General features: G+C 67.7%; 23 protein-coding genes. 17 read left to right on the plus strand and 6 right to left on the minus strand.

What is annotated here, in order from left to right; translation table 11 throughout:
- Positions 1 to 34 precede the first annotated feature (34 nt).
- From AC07UW_RS18095 to AC07UW_RS18105, 3 genes are all read right to left on the minus strand, one after another.
- On the minus strand, positions 35 to 1,945 hold the full coding sequence (locus tag AC07UW_RS18095; protein ID WP_495212583.1) for a CocE/NonD family hydrolase: 1,911 nt from the start codon (positions 1,943 to 1,945) through the stop codon (positions 35 to 37).
- A 201-nt stretch (positions 1,946 to 2,146) separates the two neighbouring features.
- A complete protein-coding gene (locus tag AC07UW_RS18100; RefSeq protein ID WP_394197208.1) occupies positions 2,147 to 2,533 on the minus strand; it encodes a DUF4440 domain-containing protein in 387 nt (128 codons plus the stop codon).
- A complete protein-coding gene (locus AC07UW_RS18105; RefSeq protein WP_495212584.1) occupies positions 2,533 to 3,891 on the minus strand; it encodes an MFS transporter in 1,359 nt (452 codons plus the stop codon). The genes AC07UW_RS18100 and AC07UW_RS18105 overlap by 1 nt, the downstream gene beginning before the upstream one ends.
- Positions 3,892 to 3,995: 104 nt before the next feature.
- On the opposite strand from AC07UW_RS18105, the gene AC07UW_RS18110 reads away from it, so the two are divergent.
- Entirely contained in the window at positions 3,996 to 4,901 is a 906-nt protein-coding gene (locus tag AC07UW_RS18110; protein WP_495212585.1) for a LysR family transcriptional regulator, read from the plus strand.
- Between the two features lie 102 nt (positions 4,902 to 5,003).
- Here the strand turns inward: AC07UW_RS18110 and AC07UW_RS18115 are convergent, their stop codons facing one another.
- The gene (locus AC07UW_RS18115; RefSeq protein WP_312787313.1) at positions 5,004 to 7,799 is read right to left on the minus strand and encodes a beta-glucosidase family protein; all 2,796 of its coding nucleotides are present in this window, start codon (positions 7,797 to 7,799) and stop codon (positions 5,004 to 5,006) included.
- 336 nt (positions 7,800 to 8,135) lie between these two features.
- Between AC07UW_RS18115 and AC07UW_RS18120 the strand changes: the two genes are divergently transcribed.
- Both AC07UW_RS18120 and AC07UW_RS18125 read left to right on the plus strand, forming a co-directional pair.
- Complete coding sequence (locus tag AC07UW_RS18120; protein WP_025878496.1) at positions 8,136 to 8,570, plus strand: VOC family protein; 435 nt, start codon at positions 8,136 to 8,138, stop codon at positions 8,568 to 8,570.
- Between the two features lie 298 nt (positions 8,571 to 8,868).
- Entirely contained in the window at positions 8,869 to 9,549 is a 681-nt protein-coding gene (locus AC07UW_RS18125) for a helix-turn-helix domain-containing protein (RefSeq protein WP_495212586.1), read from the plus strand.
- 8 nt (positions 9,550 to 9,557) lie between these two features.
- On the opposite strand, the gene AC07UW_RS18130 is transcribed toward AC07UW_RS18125, so the two are convergent.
- Positions 9,558 to 10,436 carry a sterol desaturase family protein gene (locus AC07UW_RS18130; protein ID WP_336029136.1) on the minus strand — a complete coding sequence of 293 codons (879 nt, stop codon included), beginning with the start codon at positions 10,434 to 10,436 and terminating at the stop codon, positions 9,558 to 9,560.
- 107 nt (positions 10,437 to 10,543) lie between these two features.
- Between AC07UW_RS18130 and AC07UW_RS18135 the strand changes: the two genes are divergently transcribed.
- From AC07UW_RS18135 to AC07UW_RS18165, 7 genes are all read left to right on the plus strand, one after another.
- Positions 10,544 to 11,494, plus strand: a complete 951-nt coding sequence (locus AC07UW_RS18135) for a LysR family transcriptional regulator (protein ID WP_495212587.1) — start codon at positions 10,544 to 10,546, stop codon at positions 11,492 to 11,494.
- A gap of 92 nt (positions 11,495 to 11,586) precedes the next feature.
- Entirely contained in the window at positions 11,587 to 12,237 is a 651-nt protein-coding gene (locus AC07UW_RS18140) for a DsbA family oxidoreductase (protein WP_223495409.1), read from the plus strand.
- 34 nt (positions 12,238 to 12,271) lie between these two features.
- Complete coding sequence (locus tag AC07UW_RS18145) at positions 12,272 to 13,279, plus strand: cyclase family protein (RefSeq protein WP_428704995.1); 1,008 nt, start codon at positions 12,272 to 12,274, stop codon at positions 13,277 to 13,279.
- Between the two features lie 285 nt (positions 13,280 to 13,564).
- Positions 13,565 to 14,179 (plus strand): translesion DNA synthesis-associated protein ImuA, encoded by a 615-nt coding sequence (imuA, locus tag AC07UW_RS18150; RefSeq protein ID WP_495212588.1) that lies wholly within the window; start codon positions 13,565 to 13,567, stop codon positions 14,177 to 14,179.
- 9 nt (positions 14,180 to 14,188) lie between these two features.
- Positions 14,189 to 15,598, plus strand: coding sequence for a Y-family DNA polymerase (locus AC07UW_RS18155; protein WP_033831382.1), 1,410 nt, complete (start codon positions 14,189 to 14,191; stop codon positions 15,596 to 15,598).
- A 5-nt stretch (positions 15,599 to 15,603) separates the two neighbouring features.
- The gene (locus AC07UW_RS18160) at positions 15,604 to 18,714 is read left to right on the plus strand and encodes an error-prone DNA polymerase (RefSeq protein ID WP_495212589.1); all 3,111 of its coding nucleotides are present in this window, start codon (positions 15,604 to 15,606) and stop codon (positions 18,712 to 18,714) included.
- An 82-nt stretch (positions 18,715 to 18,796) separates the two neighbouring features.
- Positions 18,797 to 19,303, plus strand: a complete 507-nt coding sequence (locus AC07UW_RS18165; protein WP_025879224.1) for a hypothetical protein — start codon at positions 18,797 to 18,799, stop codon at positions 19,301 to 19,303.
- Between the two features lie 10 nt (positions 19,304 to 19,313).
- Here AC07UW_RS18165 and ptsJ read toward each other — a convergent pair whose 3' ends face one another.
- Positions 19,314 to 20,597 carry a MocR-like B6 salvage transcription factor PtsJ gene (gene ptsJ, locus AC07UW_RS18170; RefSeq protein ID WP_495212590.1) on the minus strand — a complete coding sequence of 428 codons (1,284 nt, stop codon included), beginning with the start codon at positions 20,595 to 20,597 and terminating at the stop codon, positions 19,314 to 19,316.
- A 75-nt stretch (positions 20,598 to 20,672) separates the two neighbouring features.
- On the opposite strand from ptsJ, the gene AC07UW_RS18175 reads away from it, so the two are divergent.
- From AC07UW_RS18175 to AC07UW_RS18205, 7 genes are all read left to right on the plus strand, one after another.
- Entirely contained in the window at positions 20,673 to 21,446 is a 774-nt protein-coding gene (locus tag AC07UW_RS18175) for a YggS family pyridoxal phosphate-dependent enzyme (RefSeq protein WP_495212591.1), read from the plus strand.
- On the plus strand, positions 21,443 to 22,156 hold the full coding sequence (locus AC07UW_RS18180; protein ID WP_495212592.1) for a glutamine amidotransferase: 714 nt from the start codon (positions 21,443 to 21,445) through the stop codon (positions 22,154 to 22,156). Before AC07UW_RS18175 ends, AC07UW_RS18180 begins: the two co-directional genes overlap by 4 nt.
- A complete protein-coding gene (locus tag AC07UW_RS18185) occupies positions 22,141 to 22,365 on the plus strand; it encodes a hypothetical protein (protein WP_495212593.1) in 225 nt (74 codons plus the stop codon). The genes AC07UW_RS18180 and AC07UW_RS18185 overlap by 16 nt, the downstream gene beginning before the upstream one ends.
- Before the next feature lie 85 nt (positions 22,366 to 22,450).
- Positions 22,451 to 23,005 (plus strand): hypothetical protein, encoded by a 555-nt coding sequence (locus tag AC07UW_RS18190; RefSeq protein ID WP_495212594.1) that lies wholly within the window; start codon positions 22,451 to 22,453, stop codon positions 23,003 to 23,005.
- Positions 23,002 to 23,541, plus strand: coding sequence for a hypothetical protein (locus AC07UW_RS18195; protein WP_495212595.1), 540 nt, complete (start codon positions 23,002 to 23,004; stop codon positions 23,539 to 23,541). Before AC07UW_RS18190 ends, AC07UW_RS18195 begins: the two co-directional genes overlap by 4 nt.
- 159 nt (positions 23,542 to 23,700) lie before the next feature.
- A complete protein-coding gene (locus AC07UW_RS18200) occupies positions 23,701 to 24,210 on the plus strand; it encodes an RNA polymerase sigma factor (protein ID WP_313250715.1) in 510 nt (169 codons plus the stop codon).
- Positions 24,207 to 25,130 carry a FecR family protein gene (locus AC07UW_RS18205; RefSeq protein WP_478030884.1) on the plus strand — a complete coding sequence of 308 codons (924 nt, stop codon included), beginning with the start codon at positions 24,207 to 24,209 and terminating at the stop codon, positions 25,128 to 25,130. Before AC07UW_RS18200 ends, AC07UW_RS18205 begins: the two co-directional genes overlap by 4 nt.
- Positions 25,131 to 25,164: the final 34 nt, after the last annotated feature.

Below are 25,164 nucleotides of genomic sequence, written 5' to 3' on the forward strand. Positions count from 1 at the left end.
GCGCCGGGCCGTGCCCGGCGTCATCCTCTCCGTCTCAGTACACCGGCAGTTCGATGTAACTGGCCTGCGCGGCACTGTGCCATACCCGCTGCGTCGCCTTCTGGTAGTCACCCGGCTTGGCCAGGTAGATGTTCGGCACGTAGGTCTGTGGGTTGCGGTCGTACAGCGGGAACAGGCTGGACTGCACCTGCACCATCACCCGGTGGCCCTTCTGGAAGGTGTGGTTGGCATTGGGCAGGTCGAAACGGTACGGCAGCACCTGGTTGGCCGCCAATGCCTTGGGGTCGCTGAAGCTCTCGCGGTAGCGGCCACGGAAGATCGCCAGCGACACCGGCAGCTCATAGCCGCCCATCTCCGGTGTCGATGCTTCCTGGTCGGGATACACGTCGATCAGCTTCACCACCCAGTCGCTGTCGGTGCCACTGGTGGACGCCTGCAGGTTCACCACCGGCGTACCTCCGATACGCAGCGGTGCGGTCAACGGCTCGGTGATGAAGGTCAGCACGTCGGGGCGGCCATCGACGAAGCGCTGATCCTTGACCAGCCAGGTCGTCCACATGTCGCGGTCGCCAAAGCGCACCGGACGCGGTACGAACGGCACCGGCTTGGACGGATCAGACACGTATTCCTCGAAGTCGCCCTCGCCCGCCGCCGGCGCCTGGAACGCCAGCTTGCCACCGGCACGCAGGTACAGCGGCTTGCTGTTTGCCGCGCACGCCTTCTCGCAGCTGCGCGGCCAGCCCTGCAGGCGGTCCCAGTGGTTTTCACCGGTGTTGTAGACCAGCACTGGTGGCGTATCGGCCTTCGGCGCGCCATCCACCAGATACTGGTCGAAGAACGGCTTGAGCACGTCGCGGCGGAACTGCAGCGCAGTATCGCCATCGAATTTCAGCGCCCCAAGCTGGCTGCCGTCATAGTTCACCTGGCTGTGCCGCCACGGGCCCATCACCAGGTAGTTGTGGGTGTTGCCGGTATCGCGCCCTTCCATCGCCTGGTAGGCGTGGTTGGCACCCCACATGTCTTCCTGGTCCCATAGGCCCTGCAGCCACATGGTCGGCACCTTCAGCGGCGTCTTCGCCATCACCGCATCCAGCGCCTGGCCCTGCCAGAACGCATCGTATGCGGGGTGCTGTACCAGCTTTTTCCACCAGGTCAGCTGGTCCACGCCGGTAAAGCGGGCGTAGTCACCGGCCGAGCCGATGCGCAGGAAAGTGCTGTAATCGTCGTAGCCCAGCGACGGCAGCGGCGCGCCCTTGCCCCGCTTCTCGGTCTGCATCGCGAAGTAGTTGAAATTGACCTGACGGAAGGCGCCGTAGTTGAGCCAGTCGTCACCCATCCAGCCATCGACCATCGGGCTCTGCGGCGCGGCCACCTTCAGTGCAGGGTGCGGATCGGTCAGCGCCATCACCACGGTGAAGCCTTCGTACGACGAGCCGAGCATGCCGACCTTGCCGTTGGTCTCCGGCACATGCTTGACCAGCCAATCGATGGTGTCCCACGCGTCGGTGGAATGATCGACCTTGGTATCGTTCAGTGGCCCACGCAGCGGCCGGGTCATCACGTAATCGCCTTCGGAGCCGTACTTGCCACGGATGTCCTGGAACACGCGGATGTAGCCGCCATCGACGAACACTTCATCGCCCTGCGGCAGCAGATCGCGCATGCGCGGCGAATCGCTGCGGCTGGCGCGGCCGGCGGCGTCGTACGGTGTGCGGGTCAGCAGGATCGGTGCATTGCGGGCGCCCTTGGGCACCACGATCACCGTGTACAGCTTGGTGCCATCACGCATCGGCACCATCACCACGCGCTTGTCGTAGTCGCGGCCCACATCGGGGGCGACGAAGGGTTTTCCGCTGATGTCCGGGGTCATCGGCGGCGTGTCGGCGGCCAGCACGGCGCTGGACAGGCTCAGGGCTACGGCAACAGCAACGGCACGCACACGCATGGACATCACCTCCCGGCAGGAAAGGCCCCAGCCTACTCCCGTAGCCCCCGCAAAGCGTGTGCCTGCTTTGCATTCTGCGGCGTTTACAGGCAGGACTGATGGCACATGTGCGGTCTGCTGCCGCTGCGCTCACCGGGCATGGCGCAGTGCTACCCGTTCACGGCCAACCACGGTATCGCCGGGCCATGCCCGCCGGATCCATCACGCCACCGGTACTTCATGCAGGGCCAGCCAGCGCCAGCGCCCTCCTTCCTGCCGCAGCACTGCCAGCGATTCCCGCCACGCGGTTTCTCCCTCACCCACGGCATGTCCCTCGCGATAACGCAGCGCCGCCAGCGGCGACGGCGCTTCCACCGCCTGTAAGGCCTCGATGGCGATCCGCAGTGCCGGCCGGGCGCCGTGTCCGCCCACGAACAGCGCCTGCACGGCGGCGCGGTCCAACCTGCGACCGGAGATGCCGACCATGCTGAAGTCCGCGCAGAAATGTCCCATCAGATCAGCCAGTGCATCGGCCTCGATCTCTGCCCGGAACCAGGCCTGCAGCTTGTCGTGCAGCAGGTGGATTTCGTGTTCGGCGGTCATGTCCATCAAGCAGTCTCCGGAGTGGAAAGGGAATGCAGCTGCGACCGGCGCAGCAGCACCAGCGGCAACAGGGTGAGTACGGCCGCCAGGCCCAGCGCCACACCGGTGGCATGCGCCGGCCACCACTGCATGGCCAAGGCCAGCAGCAGAGCGATGGCGGCGGTACCCAGGCAGAAGCTGAGCTGGCGGTTGAGATTCCACAGCGCACTGGCATCGCCCAGCGCCTCGGCGTCCACACCATGGAACGCCAGCGTCTGCGCGGTGCTGCTGCACAGGCTGCCGCCGGCGCCCATCAAGGCGAACAGCATGGCGGCCAGCGCGAAGGGGGGCTGCGATTGCAGCGCCATCAGCAGTAGACCGCTGGCCTGCAGGACCATGCCCAGCCGCAGCACCGAGCCCGGCCCGAAGCGCGCCAGCAAGCGCCGGCTGCCGGTGATCGCCAGTGCCGAGGCCAACGCCCACGGCAACATCAGGGCGCCGATCTGCGCGGCACTGTAACCGGCGTGGCTCAGCTGCAGCGTACTGGCCAGCTGGCTGCCGATGAACACACCCGGCACTGCCAGATAGACCAGCATCGCCATGCGCAGGCCTCGATGGGACAGCAGCGACCAGCGCAGCAGCGGCTGCGGCTGCCGGCGTGCATTACGCAGGTGGGCGGCGGCCAGCACTGCTGCCAGCAGCAGCAACCCTGCGCCGGCGAAGCGATGGTCGGGCTCACCCAGCCAGGTCAATGCCAGCAGCAACGCGCCCAAGGCAGACATCGCGGTGGCCAGTGCATAGCCCTGCAGGCGTGGCGCACTGCGCAGGCCATCGGCTGGCATCCACGCCAGCACCAGGGCGACCGCCAGCACCGCCAGCGGCAGGCTGGCCCACAGCACGCCGCGCCAGGACAGCCACTGCACCAGCAGGCCGCCAAGAGCCGGTGCAAGTGCCGGCACCAGCAACGCCACCAGCAGGATGCGCCGGGTCAGCGCACCGCGTTGCTCAGGCGTGCACTGCCGGTACGCCGCCGCCTGCGCCACCGGAATCAGCAGCCCGCCAGCCAACCCCTGCAGCAGCCGCCAGCCCAGCAGCCAGCCGATGGACGGCGCGGCGCCGGCCAGGCCCGCAGCCACCGCGAACAGCACCAAGGCAGCCAGCAGCAGGCGACGCTCGCCGCAGCGCGCGGCCAGCCACGGGGCCAGCGGAATCACCACGCTCAGGCCCAGCATGTAGGCCGTGCCCACCCAGGCCAGGGTGCCGATGTCCGCATGCAGCTCGGCCGCCAGCGCCGGGTAGGCCACGGTAGCTATGAACATGTTGACCAGGTCCAGGGCGAACACCAGCAGGAAGATCGCCTCATGGCGCAGGCGTGGGGAAGGCATCAGCAGGCTCCAGCAACGAAGGCGTCAGCATGGCGGACCAGCGTTGTTGGAAAAACACGACGGCAGCTGCAACACTGTCAAACCTGTTTTGACAATCAACCACCATGGTCAGCCTCGATCGCTTCGATATCTTCCGTGCCGTGGTCGAGGCCGGCAGCCTGACCGCCGCCGCCGAGCGCCTGGGCCTGAGCCGGGCCGTGGTCAGCTTCAACCTGAAGCGGCTGGAGCAGGAGCTGGGGGTAACCCTGCTGCTGCGCAGTACCCGCCACCTGGCGCTGACCGAGGCCGGCGAACAGTTCCTGCAGCACTGCGTGCAGGCACTGGATGCCGCGCAGGCCGCCATCGATGCCGCGCGCCGCGACCAGCATCAACTGCAGGGCGTACTGCGCCTGACCACCACCCCGGAGTACGCGCAGCTGCGGCTGATTCCAGCACTGGAAGCCTTCCGCGCGCAGCATCCAGCGCTGGTGCTGCATCTATCGACCTCGCCGGCACCGGCCGACCTGATTCCCGAGCGCTTCGACCTGGCGATCCGCCTCGGCCGCCTGCCCGATTCGCAACTGCACGCCACCGAGCTGGAACGTCACCTGCTGTGCGCGGTCGCCGCTCCGGCATTGCTGGCGCGCCTGGGGTCCGCCGAGGCGGCGGATGATCCGGTACTGCTGGGCACCCTGCCCCGCCTCGGCTATCCGCGCCTGGCCGATGTGCCAGTGGTCGCGCCGGATGGCAGCGATGCATTGTTCGCCACCAATCCGGGCAACGCGGTGATACGCGTGGATGGGGCCAGCAGCCTGCGCGCGTTCGCCTTGGCCGGCGCAGGAGTGACCGTGCTGCCACGCTGGCTGATCGAGGACGATCTCGCCCACGACCGCCTGCGGCCGGTGCTGCGCCAGCATCGCTTCCCGCAGCAGAGCGTGTACGCGGTGTACCCGCACAGCAGCCAGCCCTCACCGAAGGTGCGGCAGCTGATCGATTTCCTGCGCGGGTGGTTTGGTGACGACGCCAGCTGAATCCTTCGCCCGCCGGGCATGGCCCGGCGAGCGCAGCGGCACCCCGTAAACAGACACGGCCCCTTGCGGGGCCGTGTCTTCAACCATCAGTACCGCCGCGGATCAGCGCAGCACCTGCTCCACCAGCTGCACGTCCACCGTCTGCAGCGGCTCGGCGGCGTTGCGCGACAACTGCACCTGGTAGGTGCCGCCAGCGATCTTCCACTGGCGTGCCTGCGCATCGTAATGCGCCAGGGTCTTCGGCTCGGCTTCGATGCGGATGCGGCGCTGTTCGCCCGGCTGCAGCTCGACCTTGTCGTAGCCGATCAGGCGGATCGGCGTGGTGCTGCCGGCCGGCAGCTTCAGGTACAGCTGGGCGACGTCGGCACCGGCGCGCTTGCCGGTGTTGCGGATGTCGACGCTGGCGACCAGGCGCGAACCCTCCACGCTCACCTTCAGGTTTTCATAGGCGAACGAGGTGTAGGACAGGCCGTGGCCGAAGGCGAAGGTCGGGGTCAGGCCCTTGGCCGCCATCCACTTGTAGCCGACGTTGGCGCCTTCGATATCGAAATCGAACACATCGCCGAACGGCTTGGCCGGCTTGAAGCCAAGGCCATCGATGTGCGGGCGCGGCAACTGCGATTCGTCCACCACCCAGGTCACCGGCAGGCGGCCGGACGGATTGGCCTGGCCGGTCAGCAGTGCGGCAATGCCTTCACCGCCACGGATACCCGGGTACCAGGCCTGCAGCACCGCCGGCACCTGCGCCAGCCACGGCGTACGCACCGGGCCGTTGGTTTCCAGCACCAGCACGGTCTTCGGGTTGGCCTTGGCCACCGCCGAAATCAACGCATCCTGGTTGTCCGGCAGCTGCATGTCCGGCAGGTCCACCGATTCGGCCGCCCACTGGGTGGCGAACACGATGGCCACATCCGCCTGTGCAGCAGCCTTGGCCGCAGCGGCGGCATTGGTGCCGTCAACATAGGTGATGGTGGCGTCCGGACGCGCGGCACGCAGCGATTCCAACGGCGAGGACGGATGGAAGATCACCGGGCCCGGCCAGGTGGTCGGCAGCACGCCCGGCACAGCGTTGGTGCCCTTGGCCGTGACGCCCACCATCGACGAACCACCGCCACCGATCACGCCCTTGTCGGCATGGCCACCGATGATGACGATGCGCTTGGCGCTGTCGGCCAGCGGCAGCAGACTGCCTTCATTGCGCAGCAGCACGCTGCCTTCTTCCACCGTGCGCTGGGCCACGGCGAAACCGGCTTCGGCGTCGACCTTCTGGTGCTGCGGCGGGTTGTCGAAATTGCCGTGCAGGAACATCGTGCGCAGGATGCGCGCGACCATGTCGTTCAGGCGCGCCTGCGGTACCACGCCGCCGTGCACGGCCAGGCGCAGCGGCTCATCGAAGAACACCGCCGCATCGAACACTTCACCGGCGGACTGCTGGTCCAGGCCGGCCAGCGCCGCCTTCGAACCGCTGTGCACGCCGCCCCAGTCGGACATCACGAAACCGGGGAATTTCCACTCCTGCTTCAGCACCTGGTTCATCAGGTAGCCGTTTTCGCAGCCGTAGGTACCGTTGATCTTGTTGTACGAGCACATCGCCACGCCCGGGCGGCCAGCTTCCAGCGCGATCTCGAACGCCAGCAGATCCGACTCGTGCATGGCCTGCTCGCCAATGCGCACGTCGTGGAAGTTGCGTCGGGTCTCCATGTCGTTCAGCGCGAAGTGCTTCATCGAGGAGATCACGTGCTGGCTCTGCACGCCCTGGATCACTGCGCCGACCATCGAACCGGCCAGCAGCGGGTCTTCACCGGCGTATTCGAAGTTGCGGCCGTTACGCGGGTCACGCTGCAGGTTGACGCTGCCGGACAGCAGGATGTTGAAGCGCTGCTGCCAGGCTTCGCGGCCCATCGTCGCGCCACCGGCAAAGGCAACACCGCGGTTCCAGGTGGACGCCGTGGATGGGCCCGACGGCATGGCGGTGGCGAAATCACCCGGGCGGATGCCACCGGGATTGGTCACGCCCACGCCGGCGTCGGCCGACTGCTGCGACGGAATGCCCAAGCGCGCTACGCCCGGCACGAAACCGGCCGAACCCACCGCACCTTCCGGCAGCTTGCCACCGTCCTTGCCCAGCCCGAAGTAGCTGTGCAGCATCTGGAACTTCTCGTCCTCGGTCATCGCCTTCAGCAGCAGCGCAGCGCGCGCATCGGCGGTGAGCGTGGTATCCATCCACGGCTGCTCGCCGCCCTTGTCAGCCGCATAGGCCAGGGTCAGCAGGGTTGCACGCAGCGCGCTGCCTTCAACCTTGAACGGCGCACTGCTGGCGGCCTGGAAGCCATCGCTGAAATAGCTGGCATCGGCCTCCAGGGCCACGCGTGCCGGATCGAAGCCGGCCGCCTTGGCCGATTCACCGGCCACCGCGCCGAGCAGCACCGCCGGCGCGCCCAGTCGCGAACGCGACACCAGTGCCGGCAACTGCGAAGCACCGGCGCCAGCGTCGGTGTACACCGCCACTGCATGGCGGCCGTCATCCAGGCGCAGGTAGTTCAGGCCCGGCTGGTCGGGGCCGGATTCGGCGGCGATCGGCAGCCGGGTCAGCACGGCCTGGCCGTGCTGGGTCTGGCCGTCATCCTTGCCGGCGGCGATGAAGCGGTACTGGTAGCCAAGGCCATCGGCCAGCAGCTGCAGCGGATCGACCTGGCCGATGCCGCGCTGTACCTGGCGAACGCTGACCGCATCCACCTGCAGGGTCTTCAACTGGGCAGCCAGGGCCGGCATCGCGTCCGCGGTCGGCGCCTGTTCCAGGGTCAGCACGGTGAAGGCGGCGGAGTCGGCCCAGGCCGGGGTGGCCAGTGCGGCAGACAGGGCCAGGGACAGGGCGAGCGGCTTTGTAAACGTTTTCATCGGCGGGCGTAATTCCGTTGCCAAGGCAATCGGTCCAGGGAAAGTGCCGCCGAAGGGTGCAGCGTCATGCCGCGCATGCGTTGCCGGGCAACGCCTTGCAGGCCAGAGGACGGGCCGGTCTGCGCGCGGGACCCTCCTCCCGTGCGTGACAACCTGCCTGTCCGGGCCGCGCAGGGCGACCCATCATGTGAAGAGTGTGCGAGGGCGTTCATCGCTGTCAACAGGACCTAAGTCACAGGCGCGATGTGCGGACTGGTTATCAGCCCATCACCGGCGGTCATCAACGGGCTGCACGGCGCTGCCGATAATGGTTCTCCCCGGCGACGAATCGAACCCATGACCGTACATCGCGACTTCGACCATCTCTGGCGCGACCGCTGTGACACCTCCAGCCAGCGCAGCCCGCGCGTGCTGATCCGGGTGTTCGTCGCCCCCGGCGAACTGGAACGCAGCGTGGCCTTCTACGAGCAGCTGCAGGGTGTGGTCGCCGATGCCGGCTTTCCGTTTCCCGACGCGGGCCTGCGGCTGGCGATGGTCGGTGCGTTCCTGCTGATCGAAGGCTGCGACGAGGCGCTGGCGCCGTTCACTTCGACCACGGGCACGTTGCTGGTCGACGACGTTCGGCCTTATCACGACAAGCTGGTGGCCGCCGGCGCCGAGATCATCTTTCCACTGCAGGTGGTACCCACCGGCGCGGCGTTCAATGCGGTGCATCCCGATGGAACCGTGGTCGAGTACGTGCACCACCGGCCGGACCCGCAGGGGCGGTGAGGTGGCGGCCGGGCTGCGCCCGGCACCCGCAGAGGCAACGGCAACTGCAACAGCAATAGCCGAAGCAAAAGCTGGGCTCCTGTTGGTAGGCGGGGCAGGTCCGGTTGCGGGGGACGGCGCAAGTACGTCCATGTAGCCTCGGTCGCCGCATCCATGCGGCTCACGCCCCCGCAACCGGACCCACCCCGCCTTCGACAGATTCCCGGCGCGCAGTAGATCCACGCCATGCGTGGATGTTTTTCCCATGAATTTTTGCGGCATACGTCATCCACACATGGCGTAGATCTACAATTCCTCCATGTCCTCTCCCGCTCTACCCTGGAATGGCACCCTGCTGCTGGATGCACACGTGGCTGTGCTGCAGGGCCACGCCGGTGACAGTGACACGCATGCGCACTACGCCCATCAGCTGCTGCTGAGCGAGGGCATCCCTTGGCAGGTCGAGATCGATGGCGTGCAGCAGCAGGGCCAACGGCTGTGGCTGCGCTCCTTCCAATCGCACGCGATCCTGTCGGCGCCCGCTGACGGCTGCACGGTGTTCCTCGAACCGGCACATGCCGACCTCGAACAGATCCAGCAGCATCTGCAGTCGTTGCCCGGCAATGCTGCGCAGCTGCACGAGTGGCTGCCGCGACTGAGCCGCCCACAGCCCCTGGACCGCCGTGTGCAGGCGGCGCTGGCCCGCATCACCCAGCACCTGCCCGGCCCGGTGCCGGCCGCCGATATCGCCGAGGCCGCGCATCTGTCGACCAGCCAGCTGCATCGGCGCTTCCAGTCCGAGCTGGCAGTGACCCTGCGCGGTTGGGTGCTGTGGCAACGGCTGCGCAGTGCGCTGGCGCATCATCTGCGCGGGCACAGCCTGACCGACAGCGCGCATGCCGCCGGCTTCGCCGATCTTCCCCACCTCTCGCGCAGCCTGCGCAGCATGTTCGGCATCGGTGCCGCGCAACTGCAGGGCCTGCAGCTGCACGCGGCCTGACGCATCGATCACCCGCGCCTGCGCAATCCTTCCGGAAGCTCCGGCACCTCGCCATGGGGCAGCGCGCGGAAGGGGGCCAGCAGTTGTGCGGAATACGCCTGCGGATAGTCCGGCTGGCTGCCGATGCCCAGATCACGCTGCCGCAACCGATAGCCCGGTGCATCAAACGCGGTCCCCAGCAGGTGGTCCCACACGGTGAAAAACAAACCGAAATTGACATCACCTGCGGTGCCATAGCGGATGTGGTGGAAGCGGTGCAGCGGTGCCCATGCCATCACCCGGCCCAACACTCCCGGGCGCATGTCCACGTTGGAATGCTGCAGCAGCAGCTGGATCGCGATGGCGAACGCCAGCACCGCGGCCACCGGCATCGGCATGCCCAACAGCAGCAGCGGCAGTACGCCGCCCACCGCTTCGGCGGCCTGGTGCAGTGGGTGTTTCATCAAACCATTGAAGCCATACATGCGGGTCACGCTGTGATGCACCGCATGCAACCGCCACAACCAGCCGATGCGATGGCTGGCGTAATGCACCAGGGTGATGCCAAGGTCAGCCGCGATGATCGCCACCAGCACCTGCAGCACGAATGGCCACTGCGTCGGCCATACGTGCCAGGGCACGATTGCCGCCAGCAGCGGCACCGTGGCGATCGACAGCAGGTTCAGGCTTTCATTGACCAGCGCATGCAGGACATCGCGCAGGCGGTCACCCTGGTCGTGGTTGAACGCCGGATCGTATGGCCACAGCCGTTCGGCAGCGAACGACACCGCGATGGCGACAGCCAGCAAGGCAAGCAGCCACAGCGGGTCACCGTGATGGTGACCGACCCATACGATGGCGGCAGTGACAAAACCCAGCAGGAACAACGGGGCATACAGGCGGAGCATCCAGTGCTTCATGGGCAACCCGGGAAGTGAGAGGCCTGCATGTTGGCGGGGCGTACAGACTGTCGGCTTGAACAAACGGCGCAACACCCCGCGTCGTCCATCCACGCATGGCGTGGATCTACAATGGCGACCTCATCGCGGCCGGGACCGGCATGGACTCCTTCACCTTGATGCGCGCCTTCCGCCGCATCGTCGAACGCGGCAGCCTGGCCCGCGCCGCCGAAGACCTGGGCCTGTCGCCAGCCGGGCTGAGCAAGCAGCTGCGCACGCTGGAAACGCATCTGGGCGTAGTGCTGCTGCAGCGGACCACCCGCCGCATGAGCCTGACCGAAACCGGCCATGCCTATTACCGCGAATGCTGCCGCCTGCTCGATGAACTGGACGCGCTGGAGCGCGGCATCGCCGAACAGCGCGGTGAAGTGAGCGGGCGCCTGCGGGTCAATGCACCGCAGTCATTCGCGCTGAGCACGCTGTCGCCATTGCTGCCACGCTTCCTGCAGCAGCATCCGCAGCTTGCACTGGACCTGGTGATGGAAGACCGTCTGCTTGATGCGGTTGGCGAAGGGTTCGATGTATCCCTGCGCATCCGCGCCGAACTGGAAGATTCGCGGCTGGTCGCACGCCGCCTGGCTTCGCTGCAGCAGGTGCTGTGCGCGGCACCGTCCTATCTGCAGCACCATCCGGCACCGCAGGTGGTGGAAGAACTGCAGGCGCACAGCGTGCTTGGCTACAGCCTGTCCGATTCACCCGGCAGCTGGCCGCTGCTCGGCCCCGATGGCCAGGTCACGGTGACCCTGCCGACACGGGTCACCGCCAACAACAGTCTGCTGCTGCGTGACCTGCTGGTCGCCGGCCTCGGTATCGGTGCGCTGCCCTCGTTCCTGGCCGCACCGGCACTGGCCAGCGGCGAACTGCAGCAGGTGCTGCCCGACCATCGCTATCCGCCGCGGTTCGTCTATGCGGTCTACCCCACCGCGCGCCACCTGCAATCGAAGGTGCGCGCCTTCATCGATTTCCTGCACGCCGAACTGCCCGCCTGCGCCGGGTTGGATTCGTAACCGCCAGCGAAAACTGAGCTGCCCGCCGCGTGCTGTTTCGGCCCGGCGCCACTGCCTACTCTGCCGCCTCCCCTCTCACGGACGGCAGGCCGATGATCGCCTCTCCTTCGCTGACCACCACTGCACCGGTGGTCGATTTCTTTCATGACGTGGTCTGCGGCTGGTGCTTCGTGCTGGCCCCGCGTCTGCAGCAGGTCTCGGTCGAACTTGGCATCCAGGTCCGCCACCGCAGCTTCGTGCTGCAGGACTCGCGCGAACAGATGATCGAGGTATTCGGCTCGATGCCGCGTGCCAAGGCCATCATCCTGCGCCACTGGGCCGACTGCGCCGCGCATGACGACAGCGCGCGCATCGACATCGAAGGCATGCGTGCCCAGGACTTCGAGTATCCCTCCGGCTGGCTCGGTGCGCTGGCCTGCCAAGCCGCCAGCATGCTCGGCGGCAATGCCGCACACGGCGCGATGTTCGATGCCGTGCAGTGGGCGCACCTGCACCAGCACCGAAACGTCGGTGACGTCGAGGTGCTGCTGGACATCGCCGAACAGCTGGGGCATCGACGTGGCGTCTTCGCCGACCGGATGCGCAGCGATGAGGTGCGCCAGCGCGTGCAGGCCGACCGCGCCGAAGCTGCCGCACTCGGCATCCGCTCCATCCCCACCGTCATCACCGGCAACGGCCTGCGCCTGCAGACCCTGCCGCTGCCGCAACTGCGCCAAGCCCTGGCGCCGCTGGTCGCGGCCTGAGCCGCACCGTTTCCCCATCCTCAAGGAGATTCCCATGACCCCACGTACCCTGGGCACCGCACTGGCCCTGCTGCTGGCCGGCGCCGCGGCTTCCACCACCGTGTCCGCGCACGAACGCGCTCCCTCCGGCCAGCAGGTCGGCACCAGCCCCTGGGGGCCGAAGGACGAGATCGGCCGCCTCAACCTGATCACCGAGGCCTCACGCGCAGCGATCCTGTCGCGGGTCAGCGGCGGCAAAGCCTACGATCTGGCCACCGAGTACTACGTCGGCATGCCCAGCTGGCAGGATGCCGGCGACCCGCACTACCAGTTCTGGATGACCCACACCCCGCGCGGCACGGTGATGGACGACCCGATGGGCGTAGGCGAGACGATGAACCTCACCCGCAGCTACACCGGCACCGCGTTCTCGATGTACAGCCACACCGGCACCCATATCGATGCGCTGAACCACTTCGGCATCCACGGAAAGATCTGGAACGGCTTCGAGGCCGACAAGCACCTCGGCGATCGCGGCTGGAATGTCACCGGCATCGAGAAATTCCCGCCGCTGATCGCGCGTGGCGTGCTGATCGACGTGGCCGGTGCCAAGGGCGTGGACATGCTGCCGGACAGCTACCGCGTCACCCGCCAGGACCTGAAGGATGCATTGACACGCCAGCAGGTGAAGCTGCAGCAGGGCGACATCGTACTGATCCGCACCGGTCGCATGCGCCTGTTCGAACAGCCCAAGGCCTACATGGCCAACCCGCCGGGCCTGGGCCTGGATGCGGCGCGTTTCCTGGTGGAGGACAGCGGCGCGATGATCGTCGGCGCCGACAACCTCAGCTTCGAGACCTTCCCTTCCGAAGTGTCCGACGACTACGTGCCGCTGCACACCTACCTGCTGGCGCAGCAGGGCGCGCCGATCATCGAGCTGGTGGCGCTGGATGAACTGGCGCGCGACAAGGTCTACGAGTTCGCCTTCATCGGTGGCCCGCTGAAGATCCGCGGCGGCGACGCCGCGCCGCTGCGCCCGGTGGCCCTGCCGGTCCGCCCGTGACCCGATAGCCAGGCCAGGGTGGGCGGTGCCGACCTTGGCCGGCACCGCTTTTCCCGCATCCAGGCCCCGTTCCCCAGTAGATCCACGCCATGCGTGGATGCTTTACCTCCTTCAGCAAGCTGAAACCCCGCCCTCCGATTTCATTAGTAATATTACTCACAAGCCGAGTAGCATGTCCGGTCTCAGCCCCTGATATCGGCCTGTCGATACTCGCTTCATGCCTGCCGTTTCCGCCCACTCCTGCCGCTTCCCGCCAGCCCGGCGCCTCCCCCGGAGGACCGGCTGATGGGCGCCGTCGTCGCCCTCGACCGCCTGCTGGACGGCCGCCAGGTCTGGCGCGGGCCGGCACGCCAAGGACAGGCCAGCGACCATCTGGCCAGTGGCCACCCGGCGCTGGACGCGCGCCTGCCCGGCGGTGGCTGGCCAGCCAGCGGGCTGTGCGAAGTACTGCAGGCCTCACCCGGGGTCGGTGAACTGGCCTTGGTCTGGCCGGCGCTGGCAAAGCTGAGCCAGCGCGAACGGCCGATCGTGCTGATCGCCCCACCCCATCGCCCGCACGCCCCGGCATGGGCCGCTGCCGGGCTCGACCTGGCCCAGCTGCAGATCATCCACGCCGCACCGAAGCAGGCGCTGTGGGCGGCCGAGCAGTGCCTGCGCTCTGCCGCCTGCGCCGCCGTGCTGTGCTGGCCGCAACAGGCCGATGATCGTGCCCTGCGCCGCCTGCAGGTTGCCGCCGACAGCGGCCAGTGCCTGGGTTTCGTGTTCCGCGAGGCCCGCGCCGCCCGCAACCCCTCCCCGGCCAGCCTGCGCCTGCAGCTCGAGCACGGTCAGGTGCGGGTGCTGAAGTGCCGCGGCGGGCTGCCACCGGCGCAGCCGTTGCCGCTGGCCATCGCCCACTGAGGCCGCGCCATGCACTGGGCCTGCCTGTTGTTGCCGCAGCTGGCGCTGGACAGCGTGCTGCGCCTGCAGCCCGATCCACAGCGGCCACTGGTACTGCTGCAGGGGCCGGCGCAGCGTCGTGTGCTGCGTGCGGTCAGCCCTGCCGCGCGGGCAGCGGGGCTGCGCCCGGGCATGCTGCTGTCGGCCGCGCAGGTGCTGGTGCAGGACCTGCAGCTGCATGACTACGATCCCAGCGCCGAACAGCACACCCGGCAGTTGCTGGCCAGCTGGCTGTATGCCACCAGCTCGCTGGTCAGCCTCGATTTTCCGCATGCGCTGGTGCTGGAAATCGGTGCCAGCCGTGCCCTGTTCGGCGATTGGCTGACGATCGAACAACGCCTGCGCAACGGCCTGCACGACCTGGGCTTCCGCCATCGCCTGGTCGCTGCCCCCAACCCGCATGCCGCGCGCGTGCTTGCCAATGTGCACGATGGCCTTGGCATCGATGCGCAGCAGCTGCCCGCCGCACTGGCACAGCTGCCACTGGCGCGTAGTGGCCTGCCCGTTGATGCAGTGACCGTGCTGGCACGCTCCGGCCTGCGCACGCTGGGGGCGGCCTTCGACCTGCCGCGCGAAAGCCTGGCCCGCCGCTTCGCCCCCGAGGTACTGCAGCAGCTGGATGCCGTGCGCGGTTTGGGCAACGCGCCGCTGCGCTATTACCAGCCGCCGGACCGGTTCGATGCGCGCATCGAATTCGAATACGAGATCGAATCCAGCCAGGCCCTGCTGTTCCCGCTGCGGCGCCTGCTGCTGGATCTGGCCGCATTCCTGTGTTCGCGCGATGGTGGCGTGCAGCGTTTCGATCTGCATTTCGAGCACGACCTGCTGCCGGCCAGCGTGCTGACCATCGGCCTGCTGGCCCCCGAACGCGATGCGGCGCTGCTGTTCGAGATCGCACGCAACCGCATGGAAGCCTTCGCCCTGCCCGCCGGCAGCCGTGCGCTGCGCCTGCAGGCCGAGCAGCTGCCGCCGTTCGTGCCGGCCGCACGTGACCTGTTCGATACCCGCCCGGCGCAGGCGATGCCATGGACCCAGCTGCGCGAGCGCCTGCGTGCCCGCCTCGGCGATGACGCCGTGCAGCCACTGGCCGTGCAGGCCGACCACCGCCCCGAACGCGCCAGTGGCACCCAGCCACCGGCCAAGCCACCCGCTTGGTGGCCGCTGCGCCCCGGCTGGCTGCTGGAGACGCCACAGCCGCTGCGCGATCCGCGCCTGCGCATCGTCGCCGGGCCGGAACGGATCGAATCGGGCTGGTGGGACCAGGCCGATGCACGCCGCGACTATTACGTGGTGGAAACCGCGCAGGGCCAGCGGGGCTGGGCCTTCCGCACGCGCAATGATCCGCATGCGCCGTGGATGCTGCACGGCTGGTTCGGTTGAGCCCCATGCACACCGATCTGCCCGGATACGCCGAACTGCACTGCCTGTCGGCCTTCAGCTTCCAGCGTGGCGCGTCCACCGCCGAGGAACTGTTCGCACGCGCTGCCGGCCAGGGTTACCGCGCGTTGGCCATCACCGACGAATGCTCGTTGGCTGGCATCGTGCGCGCATGGCAGGCGGCGAAGACGCACGGCGTGGCGCTGATCGTCGGTGCCGAATTCCAGGTTGAAGACGGGCCCAAGCTGGCCCTGCTGTGCACCAACCAGGCCGCTTATGCCGGGCTGTGCCAGCTGATCACCACCTGTCGCCGGCGGGCAGCCAAGGGCGGATACCGCTGCCTGCGCGAGGATCTGCAGGGACTGCCCGAGGGCCTGCTGTGCCTGTGGCTGGACCGGCAACCGGCGGCCACCGAACTGGAACTGCTGCGCCGTTGTTTTCCGCTGCGCCTGTGGCTGGCCGTGGAGCTGCACCACGAACACGACGACACGCGCCGGCTGCAGCAGCTGCAGGCCTTCGGCGAGCGCCACCAGCTGCCGCTGGTCGCCAGTGGCGACGTGCACATGCACGTGCGCCGGCGTCGTGCCTTGCAGGACACGCTGACCGCGATCCGCCACCGCTGCAGCGTGGCCGAGGCTGGCTGGCGCCTGTTTGCCAACGGCGAGCGCCATCTGCGCCCGCGCACTGCACTGGCCCAGCTGTATCCGCCCGCCCTGCTGGCAGAAACCCTGCGCATCGCCGAACGCTGCCACTTCTCCCTGGACCAGCTGAAATACACCTACCCGCGCGAACTGGTGCCCGAAGGCCACGACCCGGACAGCTGGCTGCGCGTGCTGGTCGAGCGCGGCATTCCCTGGCGTTGGAAAAAGGGCATCGAGCCAGCCCAGCGCAAGCAGATCGAGCACGAACTGGCACTGATCAAGCAGAAGCAGTACGCCTCCTATTTCCTCACCGTGCAGGACATCGTGCGCTTCGCCCGCAGCCAGGACATCCTCTGCCAAGGCCGTGGCTCGGCTGCCAATTCGGCGGTGTGTTTCGTGCTGGGCGTGACCGAGATCGACCCGGCGCGCAGCAACCTGCTGTTCGAGCGCTTCATCTCCGCCGAGCGTGATGAACCACCGGACATCGACATCGACTTCGAGCACGAGCGCCGCGAGGAAGTACTGCAGTACGTGTTCAACCGCTATGGCCGCGAGCGTGCCGCGTTGACGGCGGTGGCGATCAGCTACCGTGGCCGCAGCGCGATCCGCGATGTCGCCCGCGCGCTGGGCCTGCCGATGGACCAGGTCAACGAACTGGGCGCGGCGATGGATCATTGGGGCGGCAACATTCCGTTGCCGGAAACCCTGCGCGAGCGCGGTTTCGATCCGGAAACACCGTTGATGCGCCGGCTGCTGGCATTGACCGCCGAGCTGATCGATTTTCCGCGCCATCTGTCGCAGCATCCGGGCGGCTTCGTGATTTCCGAGCATCCGCTGTCGACGCTGGTGCCGGTGGAGAACGCAGCGATGGCCGACCGCACCGTCATCCAGTGGGACAAGGACGACCTGGACGCCACCGGCCTGATGAAGGTCGACTGCCTGGCACTGGGCATGCTCACCGCCATCCGCAAATGCCTGGCGATGCTGCAGCAGCACGGCCTGCACGAAGGACGCATGGATGCAATCGAGGACGATGACAAGCCGACCTACGACATGATCTGCGCCGCCGACACCATCGGCGTGTTCCAGATCGAGTCGCGCGCGCAGATGGCGATGCTGCCACGCATGCAGCCGCGTAATTTCTATGACCTGGTGATCGAGGTGGCGATCGTGCGCCCTGGCCCGATCCAGGGCGACATGGTCCATCCCTACCTGGAACGTCGGCGGATCCTGCGCGAACAAGGCCCGGATGCGTTGAACGATCCGGACAACCCGCTGTATCCAGCGCGACTGGAACGCGTGTTCGCGCGCACACTGGGCGTGCCACTGTTCCAGGAACAGGTCATGCAGTTGGCGGTGGACGCGGCCAACTACACCGCAGGCGAAGCCGATGCACTGCGCCGTTCGATGGCTGCCTGGAAGCGTCGTGGCGGCCTGGAGCCCCATCGCGAAAAGCTGCTGACCGGCATGCTGAAAAACGGCTTCAGCCTGGAATACGGCGAGCACCTGTTCGAACAGATCAAGGGCTTCGGCGATTACGGTTTCCCGGAAAGCCACGCGGCCAGCTTCGCCCTGCTCACCTATGCCAGCTGCTGGCTGAAGTGCCATCACCCGGCCGCGTTCGCCGCCAGCCTGATCAACAGCCAGCCGCTGGGCTTCTACAGCCCCGACCAGCTGCTGCAGGATGCTCGCCGGCATGGCATCACGGTACTGCCGGTGGACGTGCGCCACAGCGACTGGGACTGCACGCTGGACTTCAGCAAAGGCGCGGCGGCAATCCGCCTCGGCCTGCGCCTGGTCGATGGCTGCAGCGAACCGGCCGCGCAGATCATCATGCGTGAACGCGCACGACGCCCCTTCGACGATGTCGGCGATCTCTGCCAGCGCACCGCACTGGATCGCCGCCAGCAGGGCCTGCTTGCCGATGCCGGCGCCCTGCGCGGCCTCAGCGGCCATCGCCACCGCGCACGCTGGGATATCTCCGGCGTGGAGAACCGCCTGCCGTTGTTCGACCAGGCCCGCGCCACCGCCGAAGCGCGCGTGGCCCTGCCCCTGCCCAGCGCCTGGGAAGACATGCAGGCCGATTACCGCAGCACCGGCACCACCCTCGGCCGCCATCCGATGTCGTTCCTGCGTGCGCAGCTGCGAACCCGTGGCTGCCTGGATGCCACGCAGCTGGCCAACCATGGTCATGGCCGGCGCGTACGCATCGCCGGCCTGGTACGCATGCGCCAGCGCCCGCAGACCGCCAGCGGTGTCACCTTCCTTACCCTGGAAGATGAAACCGGCATGGTCAACGCCGTAGTCTGGCGACATCTGGCCGACCGCCAGCACCACGTCCTGGTAGATACGCAGCTGATGCAGATCGACGGCCGGCTGGAACGCGTGGATGGCGTGCAGCATGTGATCGTGCAGCGCATGCACTGCCTGGACGAACTGCTGCAGGGACTGCGCAGCCACAGCCGCGACTTCCATTGACGATACACACCGTCACACACCGAACTGGCCACGGCCGACCGGATTCCGCTATCGTCGGCCACGTCCAAGGAAGGAATACACAATGGCTCGTGCCCTGACCCTGACCACCCTGGTGGTCGCCATGCTCGCGTTGCTCGTTTCCGGCTGGACCGCCTGGAACCTGCATCGCAGCCAGTCACCGCACCGCGTGATCGAAGCTCGCGGCCTGATCATCCACGATGCCAGCGGCCAGCCGCGGGTGATCCTCGGCGCCCCGGTTCCCGACCCCCTCAGCCGGGGCCGCCCGCAGGGGCCGCGTGCCACCGCCCTGTCCGGCCTGATCCTGCTCGGCCCCGATGGCTCCGAGCGCGGCGGCTACGGCACCAGCGACCGGGGTGGCGAAGCCCTGCTGACCCTTGACGATGCCACCGGCACCACCGAAGTCTTCAAGGTGGTGGCCAACCCGGACCGCGGCGCCAGCCTGATGGTCAAGCACCAGAACAACACCGGCGCCATGCTGAGTTCCTGGCAGGGCAAGCCGGAGCTGGTGTTCCTCGACGACAGCGGCCAGTCCTACTACGTGCGCCCCGGCGCCAGCGCTGCGCCCTGAGCACGCACGCTCAGCGCATCACCGCCGCCAGGTCATCGGCCAACCGACGTTGCTGCGGCGGGCCGAGTGCCGCACAGGTGATGCGCAACCCATGCGCCGGTGCAGATACCGCAAAGACTTCACCCCCACGCACATGCCAGCCACGCGCCGCCAGCGCCAGCACCTGCGGCGTGCTGTCGGCCGGCAGTGGCAGCCACAGATTCAAGCCTTCCATCGGCATCGGTGTCGGCAGCCCGCGCGCCTGAAGCAGGGCCTGCAGACCCTGCAGCCGCTGCTGGTAGCGCTCACCGGCGGCAGCCACCTTCGCCCGTTGCTGCGCCGACTCCAATACCGAACTGGCTGCATCCTGCAGCAGATGGCTGACCCAGCCGGTGCCCGCCGCCAGGCGCAGGCGCAGGCGCACCGCGGTCTGCCCATCGCAGGCCAACCAGGCCACGCGCAGGTCCGGGCCCAATGCCTTGGACAACGAACGCAGCAGCGCCCAACGCCGACCGTCCATCGGCAGCACCGAGTGATAGCTCTGCTGCGAGAGCAGCGCGTAGTGATCGTCGATCAGCACAGCCACCTGCGGATAGCCGGCCAGCAACTGGCGCAGCGCACGCGCACGCTTCGCATCCAGGCTGGCACCGGTGGGATTGTGCGCGCGTGGGGTCAGCAGCACCGCACGTGCACCTGCATCCAAGGCCTGCCGCAGTGATTCCACCTGCATGCCGTATGCATCCACAGCCACCGGTAACGGCGCGTGTCCGGCCGCACCGAGCACATTGAGGCTGCCCAGGAAACAGGGATCCTCCACCGCGATGCGGTCCCCCGGCAGCAGCCACGCCGACAGCAGGCGCTCGATGCCATCGACCGCGCCATGGGTCAGTTCCAGCGCATAGCCCGGCGGGCAATCGGCATCCAGCGAGGCCCGTGCCAGGCGTTGCATGCGTGGATCAACCGTCTCCACCCCATACAGGCGCGAGGACGTCGCAGCCACCCGCAGGCTGGGCAGGCAGCGCGGATCCGGATTGCCGCCGGCCAGATCATGCAGGGCCAACCCCGGTGCGCTGCCCTCGCGTGCCATCGTCGCCGGCAGGCCGCGCACCACGGTGCCGCGACGCCCCGCCGTACTGGCCAGGCCCGCCGCGTCCAGCCGCTTGTAGGCAGCGGCTACGGTATTGCGGTTGACCCCCAGTCGATCGGCCAGATCCCGCACCGGCGGCAGCACGCTGCCGGCCGCCAGATGGCCGCTACCGATGCCCTCGCGGATGCTGTCGAAGATCGCTTCGGCGCTGTTCCCGGTGATTTTCATTTTGTCCTATGCCAAACTATCTCTTGTCCTGTGCCAGTGTATCCCACCCTGGCCACCCCGCACCGGAGGTGCCCCATGTCCCTCGCCGCCGCCGACTGGCCCGTCGCCCAGTCCGTCGAACAGATCGCCGCCAATCTCGCCACCGTGCACCAGCGCATCGCCAGCGCCTGTGCCCGCGCCGGTCGTGATCCGGCCAGCGTGCGCCTGCTACCGGTCAGCAAGACCGTCGATGAAGCACGCATCCGCATGGCCGTAGCCGCCGGTTGCCACCAGCTGGGGGAAAACAAGGTGCAGGAGGCGCAGCGCAAGGCCGAGGCCATGGCTGACCTTGGCGTGCACTGGTCGGTCATTGGCCACCTGCAGACCAACAAGGCCCGGTACGTCGCACGCTTCGCCGGCGAGTTCCAGGCGCTGGACAGCCTGCGCGTGGCCGAGGCGCTGCAGCAGCGGCTGCTGCTGGAGGACCGTACGCTGGATGTGTTCGTACAGGTCAACACATCGGCCGAGCCCAGCAAATACGGCCTGGAGCCGGCGGCGGTGGCCGACTTCGTGCAGCAGCTGCCCGCCTTCGACCGCCTGCGCGTGCGTGGCCTGATGACCCTCGCCATCTTCACTCCCGAGGTGGAACGCGTACGCGCCTGCTTCGTGCGCCTGCGCGAGCTGCGCGACCAGCTTCAGCAGACGGCGCCGGCAGGCCTGGACCTGTCGCAGCTGTCGATGGGCATGTCCGGTGATTTTGAAGTCGCCATCGAGGAAGGTGCCACCGTCGTCCGCGTTGGCCAGGCGATCTTCGGTGCACGCGCCACGCCCGACAGCTTCTACTGGCCCACCCCGGGAGCACCGGCATGAAGCGCGCCGTTGCCCTGCAGCACGTGGCCTTTGAAGATCTCGGCACCCTGCAGCCGCTGCTGCTCGCGCAGGGATGGCAGGTCAAGGTCGTGCAGGCAGGCGTGGATGCACTCGATGCTGCCGAAGATGCCGATCTGCTGGTGGTGCTGGGTGGCCCGTTCAGCGTCAACGATGGAGCGGCCTACCCGTTCCTCGCCGACAGCATCGCGTTGCTGCAGCGTCGCCTGCAGCAACAGCGGCCGACGCTGGGCATCTGCCTGGGCGCCCAGTTGATGGCGCGCGCACTGCATGCAGTCGTTGCCCCCACCGGCGGCAAGGAAATTGGTTTCGCACCGCTGCTGCTCACCGATGAAGGCCAGCGCTCACCTTTGCAGGCATTGCAGGGCATCCCGGTGCTGCACTGGCATGGTGAAGCCTTCGAACTGCCGGAGGGCGCACGCCGCCTCGCCAGTACGCCCGCCTGTCGCCACCAGGCCTTCGCCATCGGCCACCATGCGCTCGCCCTGCAATGCCATCCCGAACTGGATGCGCGCCAGTTCGAGCGCTGGCTGATCGGCCACGCGCTGGAACTGGCCGCGGCCGGCATCGATCCCATCGACCTGCGCGCGCAGGCCCGACGCTACGGCGGGCCGCTCGCCGCCGCGGCGACCGCGATGTTCCAACAGTGGCTGCACGACCTGCCGGAGACCCGCCCATGCACTACCGCCTGACCATCAAGCACAACGGCATCCATTGGGGCCATTTCGACTGTGACGGTCCCAATGCGCTGCAACGCATCGATGCCATCGCCGCACGCCTGCCCGCCGCCGAAGGCTTCAGCCTGCAACGGCAGAAGGGCATCGGCGAGGAGCGCATCCTCTCCAGCACTGCCAATGGCCTGCGCGTGCTGGCCGCACAGATCCAATACCGCGATCTCTGATCCCCAGGTGATGCGGCATTGACCCAACGCATGCTGCGCAACGTCCTGTAGAGTCGTTCCCGCTTGACGCCGCAGGAACGCGCCCATGCCAGACCACCTCCCGCCAACCTCCAGACTGTCCCTGTCACGCGGCACCATCGACGGCCTGCGCATTGCCCCGCGCTGGCCCGCGTCACAGATCATCCTCGAGGCCGAGGTCCTGCAGTGCCTGCTTGATGCGCAGGCACTGCTGCCATCCACGCTGCGCCTGCTGGTCACCCGCGGCTTCGAATGCAGCCAGGGAAAGCTGGGAGGCTTCCGGCGTCTGGTACGGCGGCTCGGCATCGCCGTGTTCCGCTGCTGCTATCGGCATCGCCACGATGAGATCGACGCCATTTTCGGCGCCAACGGCCATGATCTGGACGGTCGCCATGTGGATGTCTCGCTGGTCCTGCACGGCCGGCGCGTACGCCTGCTTCCGCTGGGCGTGTTCACTCCACTGCGCTGGCAGCAGCACCGCGTCAGCCGTCATGCAGACGCCGTTGCAGCGGCCAAGGATGCACTGCAGCGGTGCGGCTTCGATCTGCGCCCCAACGCCACGGAAAGCCTGCAGATCCACTGCGACTATCGCGGCACCACGCTAGCGGAACCGTCGCGTTGATCGACGTTCCCCGCGCGTTGCAGGCAACCTGCACCGACCTCCAGCAACGGCTGGGCCGGATCGATAACCTGTCGGGCAATGGTGAACGCAGCCTCATCCTCGGGGGAGAGCTGCTGCGGTTCCCCTATCGCATCTACGCCGACGCCACGGACATGTTCCGGCTCGCATCCCATCTGCAGGGCGATGCGCGCGCCCTCTGCCTCTGCCTGCTTTCGCGTCACTGTGACGGACATGTACGGCAACGTGCGGTCGAGACGCTGGGTCCCTCGCCGATGCCCTGGGTGCATGCCTTCCAGCTGGCCTTGCTGGGTGAGTACGTGGACGAGATCGCATCGGCCGTGACGATCCAGGCGCAACAGACGGGCCTGCAGCGCTATGCCGCGCTCATCGGCGAGAACCGCGCATTCTTCGACCTCTGCCGACAACGCGCCGCCAGCTACTGGAATGCCTACTACCGCGCCCGCTACCCCAGCCTGCGCATGTTCCCGGCCCACCGACTGCTGCTGCAGATGGCGCACGCCGCGCGCTCGCCGTAGCGCTCTCTGTACCGCCAGCGCACGTCCGCTCGGTACTCCAGCAAGACAGGCACAGCCTGCGTCCCCGCACCTGGATGCAAATGATTCTTCTTTACTGTAAGGTAATGCCGCTGCCCTTGCCGCCGCGGGCTGTTCCCTTCCCCAGCCTTCGCCCGCCCCGTGCCCACACCTGTCGAATCGACGGATGTCGCGCAGCTGTGCGCCGCCCACTATCGGCCGCTGCACGCCCACGTCCGTCGCAAACTCCCACAACGCAGTGACGCCGATGATGTCGTCCAGGAAACCTGGCTGCGTGTCGTCAAAGTCGCCGCCAGCGGCCTGCTCAGCAATGGCCGCGCCTATCTGTATCGCGTTGCCCACAACCTGATCGCCGACCACTATCGCCTGATCCAGCGCCGTCGCGAAGAGGCCTTGGACGACGCGCAGCTGCAGGCCATCGCCGATCCCTCCCCGTTGCCCGAGCAACGCCTGCTCGATGCCGAACAACTGCGTCACCTCGATGCGATCATCGCGGCCCTGCCGCCGCGCTCGCGCGAGGTGTTCCTGCTGGCACGCGTCGAGCAGTGCAGCCTGGCCGACATCGGCCGCCAGCTCGGCATCAGCCGGCAGACCGCGCATGGCCATCTGCTGCGCGCACTGGTGGCCCTGCAGCAGGTGCCGACCGCATGAGCCAGGATCCGATCGCCCGCGAAGCAGCGCGTTGGTGGCTGCATGCGCACGACGAACAGCGCGACGAAGCCGCCTTCACCCAGTGGTATGAGGCCGATCCGCGCCACGCGGCGCAGTACCAGCACCTGTTGCAGCTGTGGCAGGCCGGTGCAGCACTGCCGAGCCTGCAGCGGCAGCAGCAGCGTCGCCAGCGCCGGCGACTGCGCGAAGCCGGCATCGCCGTGCTGCTGCTGTGTGCGCTCGGCCTCTACAGCCGGCACAACGCCCCCCTGCCGGAACAGATACTGCGCACGGCATCGGGCAAGATCGAGGAGGTGCGCCTGCAGGACGGTTCACGCCTGCAACTCTCGCCGAACAGCGAACTGGGCGTGCGCATCGATGCCAACCGGCGTGCGTTGCAGCTGCGGCACGGCCAGGCCTGGTTCCAGGTCGTTCCTGATCGCGACCGTCCGTTCCAGGTGCATACGCCGCACGGTACGGTCACGGCGCTGGGTACTGCCTTCGACATTGCGGTCAGTGGCGATGCCAGCGTAGTGACCGTCACCGAGCACCAGGTGCGCGTGGACAGTGGCTTGGGCAGCAGCGAAGCGGCCGCCGGCCAGCAGCTACGCTTCGACGGCACTGCGCCCTCGCCCGCACTTGCAGCAGACCCGGCGCAGCTGGCATGGCGCGAACGCCGGCTGGCCTGGGTCTCCGCGCCATTGGCTGACGTCGTCCAGGATCTGGATCGCTGGCATGGTGGCCATACCTGGATCGCCGGCGACGCACTGCGGCAGCAACCGGTCACGGTACTGGCCGACGCGGATACGGCCGCGCGCAGCCGCGACCAGCTGGCCGCCGAGCTGCACGTGCGCGTTGTCCGTATCGGGCCCAACCTGCAGGTGTGGCTGCCGGCGAAGGCATCGTCCGATGCGCGCTGAACGCATCGACCCTGACATCCGGGCTGCCGCTGCG

It is taken from the genome of Stenotrophomonas sp. GW821-FHT02D01 (assembly GCF_059421765.1).

Coding starts and splice junctions, on each gene's coding strand:
- AC07UW_RS18175 (WP_495212591.1), top strand. CDS start 20,673: ATGTCCCTCGCCGCCGCCGACTGGCCCGTCGCCCAGTCCGTCGAACAG.
- AC07UW_RS18115 (WP_312787313.1), bottom strand. CDS start 7,799: ATGAAAACGTTTACAAAGCCGCTCGCCCTGTCCCTGGCCCTGTCTGCC.
- AC07UW_RS18190 (WP_495212594.1), top strand. CDS start 22,451: ATGCCAGACCACCTCCCGCCAACCTCCAGACTGTCCCTGTCACGCGGC.
- AC07UW_RS18120 (WP_025878496.1), top strand. CDS start 8,136: ATGACCGTACATCGCGACTTCGACCATCTCTGGCGCGACCGCTGTGAC.
- AC07UW_RS18130 (WP_336029136.1), bottom strand. CDS start 10,436: ATGCTCCGCCTGTATGCCCCGTTGTTCCTGCTGGGTTTTGTCACTGCC.
- AC07UW_RS18105 (WP_495212584.1), bottom strand. CDS start 3,891: ATGCCTTCCCCACGCCTGCGCCATGAGGCGATCTTCCTGCTGGTGTTC.
- AC07UW_RS18205 (WP_478030884.1), top strand. CDS start 24,207: ATGAGCCAGGATCCGATCGCCCGCGAAGCAGCGCGTTGGTGGCTGCAT.
- AC07UW_RS18095 (WP_495212583.1), bottom strand. CDS start 1,945: ATGCGTGTGCGTGCCGTTGCTGTTGCCGTAGCCCTGAGCCTGTCCAGC.
- AC07UW_RS18100 (WP_394197208.1), bottom strand. CDS start 2,533: ATGGACATGACCGCCGAACACGAAATCCACCTGCTGCACGACAAGCTG.
- AC07UW_RS18160 (WP_495212589.1), top strand. CDS start 15,604: ATGCACACCGATCTGCCCGGATACGCCGAACTGCACTGCCTGTCGGCC.
- AC07UW_RS18125 (WP_495212586.1), top strand. CDS start 8,869: ATGTCCTCTCCCGCTCTACCCTGGAATGGCACCCTGCTGCTGGATGCA.
- AC07UW_RS18155 (WP_033831382.1), top strand. CDS start 14,189: ATGCACTGGGCCTGCCTGTTGTTGCCGCAGCTGGCGCTGGACAGCGTG.
- AC07UW_RS18180 (WP_495212592.1), top strand. CDS start 21,443: ATGAAGCGCGCCGTTGCCCTGCAGCACGTGGCCTTTGAAGATCTCGGC.
- AC07UW_RS18145 (WP_428704995.1), top strand. CDS start 12,272: ATGACCCCACGTACCCTGGGCACCGCACTGGCCCTGCTGCTGGCCGGC.
- AC07UW_RS18140 (WP_223495409.1), top strand. CDS start 11,587: ATGATCGCCTCTCCTTCGCTGACCACCACTGCACCGGTGGTCGATTTC.
- AC07UW_RS18135 (WP_495212587.1), top strand. CDS start 10,544: ATGGCGTGGATCTACAATGGCGACCTCATCGCGGCCGGGACCGGCATG.
- imuA (WP_495212588.1), top strand. CDS start 13,565: ATGGGCGCCGTCGTCGCCCTCGACCGCCTGCTGGACGGCCGCCAGGTC.
- ptsJ (WP_495212590.1), bottom strand. CDS start 20,597: ATGAAAATCACCGGGAACAGCGCCGAAGCGATCTTCGACAGCATCCGC.
- AC07UW_RS18110 (WP_495212585.1), top strand. CDS start 3,996: ATGGTCAGCCTCGATCGCTTCGATATCTTCCGTGCCGTGGTCGAGGCC.
- AC07UW_RS18185 (WP_495212593.1), top strand. CDS start 22,141: ATGCACTACCGCCTGACCATCAAGCACAACGGCATCCATTGGGGCCAT.
- AC07UW_RS18165 (WP_025879224.1), top strand. CDS start 18,797: ATGGCTCGTGCCCTGACCCTGACCACCCTGGTGGTCGCCATGCTCGCG.